The 13,120-nt window shown below is 76.7% G+C and carries 10 protein-coding genes; 2 read left to right on the top strand and 8 right to left on the bottom strand.

Annotated features, from left to right (window positions below; all coding sequences use genetic code 11):
- The first annotated feature begins 232 nt into the window (after window positions 1-232).
- Window positions 233-2,698 carry a DEAD/DEAH box helicase gene (locus ABTZ17_RS23895; protein WP_352197730.1) on the top strand — a complete coding sequence of 822 codons (2,466 nt, stop codon included), beginning with the start codon at window positions 233-235 and terminating at the stop codon, window positions 2,696-2,698.
- An 87-nt stretch (window positions 2,699-2,785) separates the two neighbouring features.
- Here ABTZ17_RS23895 and ABTZ17_RS23900 read toward each other — a convergent pair whose 3' ends face one another.
- From ABTZ17_RS23900 to ABTZ17_RS23910, 3 genes are all read right to left on the bottom strand, one after another.
- Entirely contained in the window at window positions 2,786-3,595 is an 810-nt protein-coding gene (locus ABTZ17_RS23900) for an SDR family oxidoreductase (RefSeq protein WP_352197731.1), read from the bottom strand.
- 94 nt (window positions 3,596-3,689) lie between these two features.
- Window positions 3,690-3,944, bottom strand: coding sequence for a helix-turn-helix domain-containing protein (locus tag ABTZ17_RS23905; RefSeq protein ID WP_352197732.1), 255 nt, complete (start codon window positions 3,942-3,944; stop codon window positions 3,690-3,692).
- Between the two features lie 228 nt (window positions 3,945-4,172).
- Window positions 4,173-4,739: a GNAT family N-acetyltransferase gene (locus ABTZ17_RS23910; protein ID WP_352197733.1), complete on the bottom strand. Its 567-nt coding sequence runs from the start codon at window positions 4,737-4,739 to the stop codon at window positions 4,173-4,175.
- Window positions 4,740-4,839: 100 nt separating this feature from the next.
- On the opposite strand from ABTZ17_RS23910, the gene ABTZ17_RS23915 reads away from it, so the two are divergent.
- Window positions 4,840-5,448 carry a phosphoribosylanthranilate isomerase gene (locus ABTZ17_RS23915; RefSeq protein WP_352197734.1) on the top strand — a complete coding sequence of 203 codons (609 nt, stop codon included), beginning with the start codon at window positions 4,840-4,842 and terminating at the stop codon, window positions 5,446-5,448.
- A 64-nt stretch (window positions 5,449-5,512) separates the two neighbouring features.
- Here the strand turns inward: ABTZ17_RS23915 and ABTZ17_RS23920 are convergent, their stop codons facing one another.
- The 5 genes from ABTZ17_RS23920 to ABTZ17_RS23940 form a co-directional block, all read right to left on the bottom strand.
- Window positions 5,513-6,820, bottom strand: coding sequence for an MDR family MFS transporter (locus ABTZ17_RS23920; protein WP_352197735.1), 1,308 nt, complete (start codon window positions 6,818-6,820; stop codon window positions 5,513-5,515).
- Entirely contained in the window at window positions 6,817-8,154 is a 1,338-nt protein-coding gene (locus tag ABTZ17_RS23925) for a PLP-dependent cysteine synthase family protein (protein ID WP_352197736.1), read from the bottom strand. The genes ABTZ17_RS23920 and ABTZ17_RS23925 overlap by 4 nt, the downstream gene beginning before the upstream one ends.
- A 476-nt stretch (window positions 8,155-8,630) precedes the next feature.
- Entirely contained in the window at window positions 8,631-9,164 is a 534-nt protein-coding gene (locus ABTZ17_RS23930) for a hypothetical protein (protein WP_352197737.1), read from the bottom strand.
- 63 nt (window positions 9,165-9,227) lie between these two features.
- Entirely contained in the window at window positions 9,228-11,219 is a 1,992-nt protein-coding gene (locus ABTZ17_RS23935) for an APC family permease (RefSeq protein ID WP_352197738.1), read from the bottom strand.
- An 82-nt stretch (window positions 11,220-11,301) separates the two neighbouring features.
- Window positions 11,302-12,885, bottom strand: coding sequence for a PucR family transcriptional regulator (locus tag ABTZ17_RS23940; RefSeq protein WP_352197739.1), 1,584 nt, complete (start codon window positions 12,883-12,885; stop codon window positions 11,302-11,304).
- Window positions 12,886-13,120 lie beyond the last annotated feature (235 nt).

Genomic DNA, 13,120 nt, shown 5'->3' on the forward strand with positions numbered 1-13,120 from the left:
GAGCGGGGCGGCCATGGGGGGTGACGCCGCGGTCCGCGAGCTCGGCGCACCCGGTGGCGGGACCCGCCCGCCGGTCGCTCCCGGCCGTGCCCGATGATCTTGGAAGGCGGTGTGCGGGGGCCCCGGGACCGGGTGGGTGACCGCGCGGCCGCCGGGAGGTCACCGGGCCGGTCCCGACCGGTGGTGTAACAGAATGGACCCGGGAGGCGTCCACGGAGAAGGCAGAGCAGAGATGGCACGGATCGAGTTGCGGCCGCATCAGCGGGAGGCCGTGGACGCCGTGCTGCGCGCGTTGGGGCCGGTGGGGCCCGGGGCCCCGCCTCCCGGGGGGCTCCGCACCCAGGTCGTGATGGCCACCGGATCGGGGAAGACCTTCGTGGCCGCGCGGGCGGCGGAGGAACTGCGCGCCCGTCGGGTGCTCGTCCTGGTGCCCTCCCTGGACCTGCTCACCCAGTCCGCGGCCGCCTGGCGGGAGGCCGGACGACACGGTCCGGTGCTGGGCCTGTCCTCGTTGCGGGAGGCCGACACGGGTTTCCCGCACACCACCGGAGCCGAGGAACTCGCCGCGTGGTGCCGCCCGCTGAGCCGGTACACCGTGTTCGCCACGTACGCCTCGCTGGGGCTCGGGACGGTGGAGCGGGCACACCGGGCCGGGCTGCCCGGCTGGGACCTGGTCGTCGTCGACGAGGCGCACCGCACCTCCGGCCGGATCGGCAAGCCGTGGGCCGTGATCCACGACGACGCGCGGATCCCGGCCGCCCGACGGCTCTACATGACGGCCACGCCCCGGTTGTGGCAGGCAGGCGGGGTGCCCGAGGAGGGCTCTCCCGCGGCGGGGGGCGGCGCGGCGCGCGGGGGCCTGGTGGCCTCGATGGCGGACGACTCGGAGGGCCCGTTCGGGGCGGTCTGTCACCGGCTGAGCCTGTCGGAGGCCATCGACCGGGGCATCGTCGCCCCGTACCAGGTGGTGTGCGTGGACGTCACCGACTCCGCCTTCCAGGCCGCGCTGCTCCTGGGCGCGGACGCCCGCTCGGACGCGGTCCGGGGGGCCCGGCTGGCGGCCCTCCAGACGGCGGCGGTCAAGGCCGGCGCGGAGGAGGGGCTGCGCCGCACCCTGGTCTTCCACCACCTGACCCGGGAGGCGGAGGCCTTCGCGGCCGGGCTGCCGGAGGTGGCGCGGCGGTTGCACCGGGACGATCCGGCCGGGTTCGCCGACGGGGTGTGGGCGGACTGGCTGTGCGGGGAGCACCGGCCGCCGCGGCGGCGGCGGGTCCTGGGCGAGTTCGAGAGCGCCGGGCGGGCCTTCCTCAGCTCGGTGCGGGTGCTGGGCGAGGGCGTGGACACCCGGGCGTGCGATTCGGTGTTCTGGGCGGACCTGCGGGGGTCGATGCCCGACCTGGTGCAGGCCGTGGGGCGGGCGCTGCGGATCCGGCCGGGCGAGGGCAAGGTGGCCTCGCTGGTGGTGCCGGTGTTGCTGGGCCCCGGGGAGACCCCGGACTCCATGCTGTCCTCGCGGGCGTACGGGGACCTGGCGCGCCTGCTGGAGGCGCTGCGGGCGCACGACGCCCGGGTGGTGGAGGCGCTGGCGCAGCCCCAGGCCCGGGGTTCCCTCCAGGAGACGGGCCGGGGCCGGACGGAGGCCGCGCGCGGGCTCAGCGGGCCCGCCCGGGAGTTGTTGAAGTTCTCGGTGCCCCGGGATCCGGCGGCCCTGGCCGCGTTCATCAGCCTGCGGGTGCTGAGCCCGGAGAACACGCACTGGAACCGCGGGCTGCGGGCGGCGACGGGGTTCGCCCGCCGGGAGGGGCACCTGAAGGTGCCGTTCGGCTTCCGGACGGGTCCGGCCGGGGAGGACGGGCCGGCGGACCTCGCCGGTTTCCCGCTGGGCCAGTGGGTGGCGGACGCGCGCCGGGCGCACAAGCGGGGCCGGCTGTCGGCGGAGCGCACCGCGGCCCTCGACGCGCTGGGCATGGTCTGGTCGCACTTCGACGTGGCCTTCGAGGAGGGGCTGGCGGCGGCCGGGGCATGGGCGGCGGTCCACGGGCACCTGGCGGCGCCGCTGGACGCGACCTGGCAGGGGTATCCGGTGGGGACCTGGCTGAAGAACCATCGGGCGGCGGCGCGCCGGGACCCGGAGGCGCCCGGGGCGCTGGCCCCGGAGCGGCGCGAGGCCCTGGAGGAGATCGATCCGGCCTGGTGTCCGGGCTGGCCGGTGTCCTGGCAGCGGCGGTTCCGGCTGGTGCGGCTGCGGGTGGAGGCCGGCGAGCGGGTGCCGCACCGGCCGGGCGAGACCGTGGTGCAGGGCGAGGACCTGGGCGCCTGGGTGCAGGCGCAGCGGCTCGGCTGGGACGATCTGGCGCTCGCGCAGCGCTGGCTCCTGGAACACGTCCTGGAGATCGGTCCGGCGGCCCCGGCGGAACGGCCGGCGGCCCGGGTGCCGCATCCCGACAAGTGGGCGGCGAACCTGGCGGCGGCCCGGCGGTTCCGGGAGCGGGAGGGGCACCTGCGGGTGCCGCGCACGCACGTGGAGACCGTGGACGGGGTGGAGTACGGGCTCGGGTCCTGGATCGCGAACGCCCGCAGCCGGGCGGACCGGCTGACCACGGACCGGGTGGCGCAGTTGGACGAGCTGGGGATGCTGTGGACCGTCGGCCGCGGCGTGCGCGCCGGGCAGGGCCGCCGGCCCGGCGGACACGGATGAGCGGTCCGCGGGCGGCTGGAGCCGGGTGGGCCGGGGCCCGGTGGCGCGGGACGGCGCGCCGACCGGGCCGGGAGGCCGGCGTGGCGCTCAGCGGCCGCCGGAGACCCTGAGGATCGCGCCGGTGGTGTAGGAGGCGTCCGGGGAGAGCAGCCAGGCGATGGCCGCGGCCACCTCCTCGGCCCGACCGGCGCGGCCGAGCGGGATGCCCGCCGCCGCGCGGGCCGGCCGGTCCGGGTCGCCCATCGTCGCGTGCATGTCCGTCTCGATGATGCCGGGGGCGACGGCGTTGACCCGGATGCCGTCGGGGGCGAGCTCCTTGGCCAGGCCCACGGTGAGGGCGTCGGTGGCCGCCTTCGTCGCGGCGTAGTGGACGTAGTCGCCCGGACTGCCGAGGGTGGCCGCGGCGGAAGAGACGTTCACGACGGCCCCTCCCCCGGTGACGGCCAGGTCCCGGGCGGCCCGACGGCAGCACAGCAGGTAGCCGAGGAGGTTGACCTCCGTCACCCGGCGCAGGTCCTCGGTGCGGGCGTCCGCGAGCCGGCCCAGCGGCCCGGTCACGCCCGCGTTGTTGACCAGCCCGGTCAGGGGGCCGAGCGCGGTCGCGGCGGTGTCGAAGAGCCGTTCCACGTCGGCCTCGCGCGCGGTGTCGGCGCGCACGGTGACGCAGCGGGCGCCGGCGGCGCGCACGGCGGCCGCGGTCCGCTCGGCGGCCTCCTCGTCACGGACGTAGGCGAGTGCCAGGTCGTGGCCGTCCGCGGCGAGCCGCAGACAGGTCGCGGCGCCGATGCCGCGGCTGCCGCCCGTGACCAGGGTGACCGGACGCCACCCGGTCCCCGACTCCCGGAGTCGTGGTGCTCCTTCTGATCGCGCCGACCGCCGCGGGTGTCGTTCCGTCATGTGTTCCGCCTTCCGTCCGTCCTCGGACCGGGGTGTCCGGTGTCCGGCCCCCAGTCTCCGGGGCGGGGCCGGGCGGTCCGGCGGCGGGCCGCCCTCAGGAGGCCAGGGGCAGGCCCTCGGTGAGGCGGAAGGCGCCCTGGTCACGGTGGACGTATCCCTCGTGGCTGAGGGTGCGCAGCAGGTGGTACGTGGTCGGCAGCGGGATGCCCGTGAGACGGGAGAGGCGCTTGGCCGTGATCGCCCCCTCCGCGTGCAGGGCCTCCACGATGCGCAGGGCGCGCTGCACGGAACCGATGAGCGTCGGGTTGGTGTCCTTCGGGCTGTGATCGGCGTCAGTGTCGGTGTCCATGAGGTCCATGAGGTCTCCCCTGACGTGAACGGACTGTCACCACCGGGTCGTTGCGGCCCGGCGTCATAGCCCATGTAAGCCCTTGAGGAGGGCCGAGACCAGCGGACTCGCGCACATCTGACCCGAAGATCGTCTCATGCAACGCCCGGCCGTCGACCAGGCCGGGGGCGGGGAGGGGACGGCCCCCGGGGGTGCGCGGCGGTCTCCGGCCCGGCGCGGGGCACCGGTTCAGCGGGGCTCCGGCGCCGGCGCCGTCAACTCCTTGCGGTAGGCCGTGCCGGGGCGGCCCGCCACGGTCGCGGGGCCGGTGATCGCGAACCCGGCCCGCAGCAGCACCCGTTGGGAGGCGGTGTTGTCCTCCGTGGTGACGGCGGTGAGGTGGGTCAGCCCGTAGTCCTCGGCGGCCCTCACGCAGATCCGGCGCACGGCGGCGGTGGCCAGGCCGCGTCCCGTGGCGCGCTCCGCGAGCCGGTAGCCGAGTTCGGCGCCACCGTCGGCGAGGTCCACGAGGTTGATCCGGCCGAGGACCGCGCCGTCCGCGTCGAAGAGCAGGTGGAACCGGCAGAGCCCGGCCTCCTGCTCGGCCAGGAGGGCGGCGTGCCGTTCCGCGAAGGAGGCGAAGTAGGCGTCGCCCCGGTCCGGCACGGAGGCCGCGAACCAGGCGCGGTTCTCCCGTTCGAAGGCGAGCAGCGCGGCCGCGTGGCCGGCGGCGAGCCGGACCGGCTCCGCCTCCCGGTACCCCGCCGTGCCCGCCCCGCCGTCGGGGGCCCCGCCCGTGGTCGTTGCGCCCGTCATCCCGCGTCCCCTCCCCCGTGGGTCCGGCGCTCCCGGACCGCGGTCATGATCGCACGGGCGGGCGGCGCCGTCCGGGGCCCCGGATGGTTGACTGGGGAGCATGAGTGACCTGTTCATCAAGATCTGCGGGCTGCGCACGGAGCGCGACCTGGACACCGCGGTGGAAGCCGGCGCGGACGCCGTCGGCTTCGTCTTCGCGGAGAGCCCGCGGCGGCTGGACGCCGACACGGCCCGGCGGCTGGCTGCGCGGGTGCCCGCGGAGGTGCTGACCGTGGGGGTGTTCCGCGGGCAGTCCGTGGCCGAGGTCCGCGCCCTCACCGAGGACAGCGGGATCCGGGCCGTGCAGTTGCACGGGGACGAGGCCCCCGCCGAGTTCGCCGCGCTCCGCGCGCCGGGCCGCACGCTGGTCCGGGCGGTGGCCGTGGGCGCCCCGGAGCTGCGCTGCGGGGAGTTCGGCGAGGACCTGCTGCTGGTCGACGCGCCGGACCCGGGCTCCGGCAAGCCGTGGAACTGGGCCTCGGGCGAGTTCCCCCGCCCGGAGGGCCGCTGGCTGCTGGCGGGCGGCCTGAGCCCGGACAACGTGGCCGAGGCGGTGCGCACGGTCGGCCCCTGGGGCGTGGACGTGTCCAGCGGGGTGGAGAGCAGCCGCGGGGTGAAGGATCCCGAGCTGATCCGCCGCTTCCTGACGGCGGCCCGCGCTCCCCGCTGACCCCCTTCCCCTCCGGAGCGCGTCCGGGCGGCCGGGGCACCGGCGCCCCGGCCGCCCGCGCCGGTCAGCGGGGCGCCGTCGGGGCCCGGCCGAGGCCCGGAGCGGTGGAGCCCGCCCGGGGTCCGGCCTCCGGGCCGGCGCCGGCCCGCAGCGCCCAGGCGCAGCCCGCGCCCAGCAGGGCCAGGACCGCCCAGGGCAGGGCGGGCAGGCCCGCTCCCCGGGCCGCGTCCAGGGCCGCTCCGGTGACCAGGTTCCCGAGGGTGATGCCGATCCCGCAGACGGTGTTGTAGAGGCCGTAGTGGGTGGCGACCAGACGGTCCCCGGCGAGCCGGACGATGGTGTCCATCTCGAAGGGGTAGGCCGTCATCGTGCCCCAGGCCAGGAGCAGCGCCGAGAGCACGGCGGGGACGGCCGCCAGGGTCCAGCGGCCCGGGCCGGGCCCCGGCACCGGGACGGCGGCCACCGCGAGCGGCGGCAGGAAGGCCGCCCCCATCAGCAGCAGTCCCCGGACCAGGGCCCGCCGGGGCTCGTGACGGGCCTTGCAGCGGGCCGTGACCCGGGTCTGGAAGAGGACGGTGGCCAGCCCCGACGCCACGAACAGCGCGGCGGTGACCGCGGTCCCGGCGGTGCCCTCCCCCGCGACCCGGCGGACCTCCAGCGGCAGCGCCAGGTACACCTGGAAGGTCAGCACGTACGAGCCGCTCATGGCCGCCGCGAACAGCAGGAACCGCGGGTCGGCGAGGATGCCGCGCCATTCCGCGAGGACCCCGGCCCGTTCCCCGGCGCCGTGCGCGCCGCCGCGGGCGGGCAGCGCGGCCAGTTGGACGGCGCCCAGCACGGCGAACACGGCCGCCGCGACCAGGCAGGTGGGCCGGAAACCGGCTCTGACCAGGACCATTCCCACCAGCGGGCCGAGCAGGATGCCCGCTTGGTAGAAGACGTTGAACAGGGCGAAGGCGTCCACCCGGCGCTCCTCGCCGGCGGCCTCGGCCAGGTAGGCGCGGACCGCCGGGTTGAAGAGGGCGCCCGCGAAGCCGGTGGCGGCGGAGGCCGCGATGAGCGCGGGGACGGACGTGGCCAGGCCGAGCACGGCGAAACCGGCCGTGCGCAGCAGCAGTCCGGCCACGATCAGCGGCTTGTAGCCGAGTCGGTCGGCGAGGGTGCCGCCGATCAGGAACATGCCCTGCTGGCTGAAGTTCCGTACGCCCAGGACCAGTCCGACCAGCCAGCCCGCCAGACCGAGCCCGCCGGAGAGGTGCGCGGCCAGGTAGGGCATCAGCATGTAGAAGCCGAGGTTGATGGTGAACTGGTTGATCAGGAGGAGCTGTACGGCCCGGTCGTGGGCGAGGAACTGGGCGCGGGCGGAGGTCATCGGGTGCCGCCCGCGGGCAGCTCGGCGCCGCCGGGCCGCTCGCCCGGCCCCTCGCCGGCAGGGTCGGCGTTCCGGCCTTCCGTGCGGGCTTCCGTGCGGGCTCCGACGGGTTCTCCGGCGGGGTCCGGTCGACGGTTCGCGACGGGGTCGAGGACCCGGGCGCAGCGGGTCCAGCGGGTGACCTCGCGCTCGGTCGGGTCGGCGATCTCGTCCGGGTCCTCGGCGGGAGCCGCGCCGAGGAGGCCGTGCCCGGTGCAGTAGGCGTCGTCGTAGACGGTTTCGAGGTAGCGCTGCGGGCCGTCGGGGAAGACGGCGGCGATCCGGGTGGAGCGGGGCAGGGTGCGGGCCAACCAGCCCGCGACCAGGGCCACCGCGCCCACGCTCCAGCCGCCGGTGGCGTAGTGCGAGGAGGCCAGCCGACGGCAGGCCCACACGGCCTCGGCGGGCGCCACCCAGTGGACCTCGGCGAAGCCGGGGTAGTCCACGTTCCCGGGGTGGATGCTGGAGCCGAGCCCGCGCATCAACCGGCTGCGGGCCGGCTGGCCGAAGATGGTGGAACCCACCGTGTCCACGCCCACGAGCCGCAGGTCGGGCTGGAGCCCGCGCAGCACCCGGGAGATGCCCGCGGAATGGCCGCCGGTGCCGACGCTGCACACGAGGACGTCGATGTGCCCGAGCTGGGCGGCGAGTTCGAGGGCGAGCGGGGTGTAGGCGGCCACGTTGTCGGGGTTGCCGTACTGGTCGGGGCACCAGGAGCCCGGTGCGGCGGCGAGGAGTTCGGCGACCCGGTCGCGCCGGGCCTGCTGCCAGCCGCCGGTGGGGTGCGGGGTGCCTACCACATCCACCCGGGCCCCGTACGCCACGAGGAGCCGGTGCATGGAGGGTTCCAGACCCGGGTCGGTGACGAGGGTGACGGGATGTCCGTGGACCAGGCCCGCGAGGGCCAGGCCCAGGCCGAGGGTGCCGCTGGTGGACTCGATGACGGGCCGCCCCGGGCGCAGGTCCCCTCGGGCCCGGGCCCGCTCGACCATGTGCAGGGCCGGGCGGTCCTTGATCCCGCCGGGGTTGAAGCCCTCCAACTTCGCCCAGAAGCCCCGGTCGGGTCCGCTGAAGGGGGCGGAGACCCGCAGGACGGGGGTGTTGCCGACGAGTCCGGCCAGTCCGGAGGGGCCGGGGTGCGGGGTGCCGTGGAGGGGCTCGGCGGGGGCGACGTGGCGGGTGTACGGGGAGAACGGCGGGTACGGGCGGGTCCGGGCGGGGTGACGGGCCGGGGCCGACGGGGCGGCGGCGGAGGCGGTGCCCGTGGACGGGGTGGAGGGCAGCGGAGGGTGCATGGTCTCGCTCTCGGTTCGGTGCGGATGCCGTGCTGGTGCCGTGGAGGGAGCGGCCGGGCGGGTGGGGACGGGCGGGCGGGCGCGGGCCGCCGGGCCGCGGGTGCGGCCGGTCGCGCGTGCGCTGCCGTGGGGGCGGGTCCGCGAGCGCTCCGGGCGCCCGGACCCCGTGGGGCGGGACGTCGGCCGCCCGGTCGGTGCGCCGGGGCGCCGAAGCGCCGGAGCGCCGGAGGGAGAAGCCCGCCGGGTCGCCTGCGCCGTCGGAAGCAGCCCCGTGCCCGGCGGCTGTCACCCCGGCGGCTCCGGACGCGGGCCGACGGGTGCGGTGCCGCAGGGCGTCGCGACCGGGCGGACGGACGGGGCCCGGTACCGGCCGGACGGGTGGTGCGGCGGGCGGCGCGGGCACCGGAACGGGCGCGAACGGCCCGCCCGGGTCCCCGGCGCGCGGAGGTGGACCGCCCCCGGTCCCGGGAAGGGGCCTACTGGCGCAGCACCGCCGAGCGGGCGGCGTGGTCCGCCGGGGCGCCGAGCCCGCCGGTCTCGACCGCGGCGCGGGGCCCGGTCGGGGGGCCTGCGGGGCCGGGGCGGGCCGCCGGGGGCAGGGCGGGGCGTTCCGGCCGATCGAGGCCGGGGCCCGGCTGGGGCTGCCCGAGGGCGCAGCTCTCCTGCGCGTGGACGGTGCCGTGCCCGCCCCGGTGGTCCCGGTGGCCTTCGCCGACGGGGCCGGACGCGGCCGAGGGGACCGCGTCGGAGCGGGCGGCGGTGCCGGGGGCGGGCCCCGCGGGAGGGCGGGCGACCGGCCCGGACGGCACGGTGGGAGCACCGGGGCAGGGCAGCCCGGTCACGGCTTCCGCGACAGTGGCCGCCGCGGCGGAGGACAGGTGCGCGGACGCCGCCCCGGGCACCACGGCGTGGGTGAGGAGCACGGCGAGCACGAGCAGCACGGCCGTGCGGACGGCGGAGGCCGGGGGCCGTTCGCCCCGCGGGTGTCGCGGGCTCCGGAACCCCGGCACGAATCGGAGGACATGCCTCCGAGTGGTGCGGTTCCGTGATCCGTCCGTCATCACGCCGTGATCCTAACCCCGGCCCCGGCCCGTGCCGCCACCCTCGCCCGCGCCACCCGTCGCATACAAGTCACCTTCCGGACCGGCCCCGTCGCGGGCGGATTCCAGCAGGTAGGGCACGTCGATGACGGTCACCCCCGGGGTGAACAGCAGCCGGGCCTTCAGGCGCAGGGCGTTCTGGTTGTGCAGCGGCTGCTCCCACCAATGGCCGACGATGTACTCCGGGATCACCACCGAGAGGACGCCCGCGGGGTCCTGCCCGGCGAGCTCCTGCACATGGCCGAGAATCGGTCCGACCACCTCCCGGTACGGGGAGTGGAGGATCTTCAGGGGGACGTCCACGGCGTGCTCCTCCCACTGCGCGCGGAGCCGGGCCACCTCCTCCTCGTCGGCCGCCACCGTCACCGCGGTCAGCGAGTCCGGCCGCAGCGCCTTCGCGAAGCCGAGGGCCTTCAGGGTGGGGGCGTGCACGGCGGCCACGAGCACCACCACGTGGTGGCGGGCCGGGGTGCGGGGCCGGGCCGCGGCGGGCACCGCCACCTCCCGCGCCACCTCGTCGTAGTGGCGCCGCACCCCCTTCATGCCGACGAAGAGCAGCGGCATCGCGATGATGACGAGCCAGGCCCCGTGCGTGAACTTGGTGATGAGCACGATGACCAGCACCACCGAGGTCATCACCGCGCCGACGGCGTTGATGGCGCGGCTCCGGTGGATCCGCTTGCGTTCGGTCACCGGGGTGGCGGGCGAGGCCAGCTCCTTGCCCCAGTGCCGGACCATGCCCGCCTGCGAGAGGGTGAAGGAGACGAAGACGCCGATGATGTAGAGCTGGATGAGGCGGGTCAGGTTGGCGTCGAAGACGACGATCAGACCGATCGCGGCGAGGGCCAGCAGCACGATGCCGTTGGAGTACACGAGGCGGTCGCCGCGGTTGGCGAGCTGCCGGGGGGCGTACTTGTCGCGGGCGAGGATGGACGCCAGCATCGGGAAGCCGTTGAAGGCGGTGTTCGCGGCCAGCACCAGCACCCCGGCGGTCACCGCCTGGAGCAGGTAGAAGAGGAAGTGCCAGTCGCCGAAGGTGGCCCGGCCGATCTGGGCCAGCGCCGTGGAGGTCGGGGTGCCGGGAGCCAGGCCGAGCTCGGTGGGGTCCTCGGCCACGTGCACCCGGTAGACCATCGCCAGCACCGTGATCCCGGCGAACATGCTCACCGACAGCACGCCCATCATGGCCAGGGTGGTGGCGGCGTTGCGGCTCTTCGGCTTGCGGAAGGCCGGTACGCCGTTGCTGATGGCCTCCACCCCGGTCAGGGCCGTGCACCCGGAGGCGAAGGCGCGCAGCGCCAGGAGGACCACGGCCAGTCCGGTGTACTCGCTGACCTCCTGGATGGGCAGGTCGGCGGACTCGGCGCGGATGGTGGCGCCGGTGGCCAGGCGGACCGCCGCGAAGGCGAACATGACGTAGATGACGAGCACGAACCCGTAGGTGGGCAGCGCGAAGATCCGGCCCGACTCGCGGACCCCGCGCAGGTTCATGACGGTGAGCAGGGCCACGAAGCCCACCGACAGCAGCACCTCGTGGTCCCCCAGCGAGGGGATCGCCGAGGTGATGGCGGCGACCCCGGAGACCACGGACACGGCGACGGTCATCACGTAGTCGACGAGCAGGGCGCTCGCCGCGGTGAGGGCGGCGTTCGGGCCGAGGTTCTCCGCGCTCACCACGTACGCCCCGCCGCCGCCCGGGTAGGCGTGGCAGGTCTGCCGGTAGGAGGCGATCACCACGATCAACAGGAAGACGATGGCGGCCGCGGCGTACCAGGCGAGGTGGAGGAGGGCCACCCCACCGAGCGCCAGGATCAGCAGGATCTCCTCGGTGGCGTACGCCACCGAGGAGAGGGGGTCGCTGCAGAAGATGGGCAGGGCGAGCCGTTTGGGCAGCAGGGTCTCCCCCAGGCGGGCCGTGTCCAGCGGCTCGCCCACCAGCACCCGCTTCGGATTGAAAGGCCTCATTCGGGAATGATCAGCGCATTCGCACCCTTCGCCTCGTTGTGACACACGGGCAGGGGCCCGCGGCCCGAGCGGACCGTCACCCTCACCCCTCGGTGAGCTCCTCGACCCGGTGGGCCAACCACAGGTCGTGCCGGGCGCTGGGCGATCGGAGCAGCGAGCGTCCGAGGACGGCCTCCAGCCGGGTGAGCCGCTTGCGGGCGCCCGGTACGGAGAGCCCCAGGGCCGCCGCGGCGGCGGTGAGCCGGGCCTCGTGGGCCAGCCAGACCCGCAGCGTCTCGCGGGCCCCGGGCGGTGCTTCGTCCCCGGTCAGCGGGGCCAACAGGCCCCGGGACCAGGCGACGAGGTCGGGGTGGCGCAGGACCTCGTCCAGCGCGGCCGGGCCCGGGCCGCCCCCGTCCGCGGACGGTTCGGCGGGGCCGGCGGGGGTGAGGCGCAGGGCCAGGGACAGGGCGGCCTGGTCGGCCAGCCCGCCGAGGTCCGCGCCCAGCACCTCCTCGATCTGCCTGAGCCGGCCGGACAGCGTGTTGCGGTGCACCTTGAGCAGTCGGGTGGCGTGCGAGGAGAAGTTCAGCCAGGCGTGCAGGGTGGCGCGCAGCTCCTGGGCGCCCGGGTCCTGGGGGCGGCGCGGCCGGTGCCCGTGCAGGGGGGCCAGCCGCCGGCGGGCCCAGTCGGCCCCGGCCCGGTGCGCGGCCAGCGCCAGTTCGGGGCCCGAGCCGAAGCGGGCGTGCCGCTCCGGGCGACCGCGGGCCACGGCGAGGGCGTGGAAGGCCTGGGTGTAGGCGGCGGGCGCCTCGCGCAGCGGTACCCGCTCGCTGACGCCGACGGCGCTGTCCGCGTCGGCCGCGGACAGCGCCTCGGCCAACGGGTCCCGGGCGGGTCCGGGCCGCCCGGCGGGTCCGCCCACCGGGTCCTCCGGCACCATGGCGATCAGGTGCCCCACGTACACCGGGCAGCGCACGATCCAGGCCCGGCCGCCCGTCAGTTCCTCGCAGAGCCGGGTCACTTCGGCCCGGCGCCCTGGTCGGACCTCGACCACGTACATGCGGAACGGGTCGGGCAGCCCGGGAGTGAGGGCCTCCGCCACCTGGTGGGCGGTGGACACCCGGCCGTTCATCAGCAGGTGCAGCACCGCCTCCCGGGACCGGGACTCCGCGAGCGCGGCCCGCTCCGACCGACGGCCCGCGTCCTCCGCGCGCAGGGCCAGGGCCAGGGGTACGGCGCTGTCGGCGAGCAGGGCGCGCAGCGGGGGCGGACACGGGCCGGGCAGAACGGCCGCCAGGGCTCGGCCCCGGGCGAGGTCCGCGGGTTCCTCCAGGGCGTACAGCAGTACGGAGCCCCCCGCGGCGTCCAGGACCGCGGAGCGGACCCCACGGGTCGTCAGTTCGGCGGCTCCGCCCGCGAGCAGGGCCGCCGCCGCGGGGGCGGGTCCGGCGGGGGATCCGTCGAGGACGGTCCCGTCGGGCCCGACGAGCCCCGTCCAGCCGCCGGTCCGTGCGGCCAGCCAGCGCAGCAGCGCGGCCGAGCCCCCGGTCAGGGCCAGCCGCTGGGCGCGGAGCAGGTCGTCGGCGCGGTCGGGTCGGGTGACGGGCGCGTGCGGAATGGCTGTCGCTCCTCGGTGTCCGGTGGGCGGCCGGGCTCCCCGCCCCCGCTGCTCGGATTCAACCACCGCCGGGAGACTGTGCGCTGTGATACCGGTCTCGCCGGGCCACTGGGCGGAACGAACCCTGCGCGGGCGGCCCCGCCCGCCTAGGTTGGTGCCTGCCGGGAGGACGGCGGCGGGAACGGCTGCACGGGGTGCACCCGCACGTCCACAGGGGATCCCGGCGGCGGGAGCGGCGGGGACCCGGTGCGCGAGAGCACCACGGGGGTGCACCGGGCCCCTTCCCTCCCGCCGACGCGCC

It is taken from the genome of Streptomyces sp. NPDC097619 (assembly GCF_040302735.1).
Classification (GTDB): Bacteria; Actinomycetota; Actinomycetes; order Streptomycetales; family Streptomycetaceae; genus Streptomyces.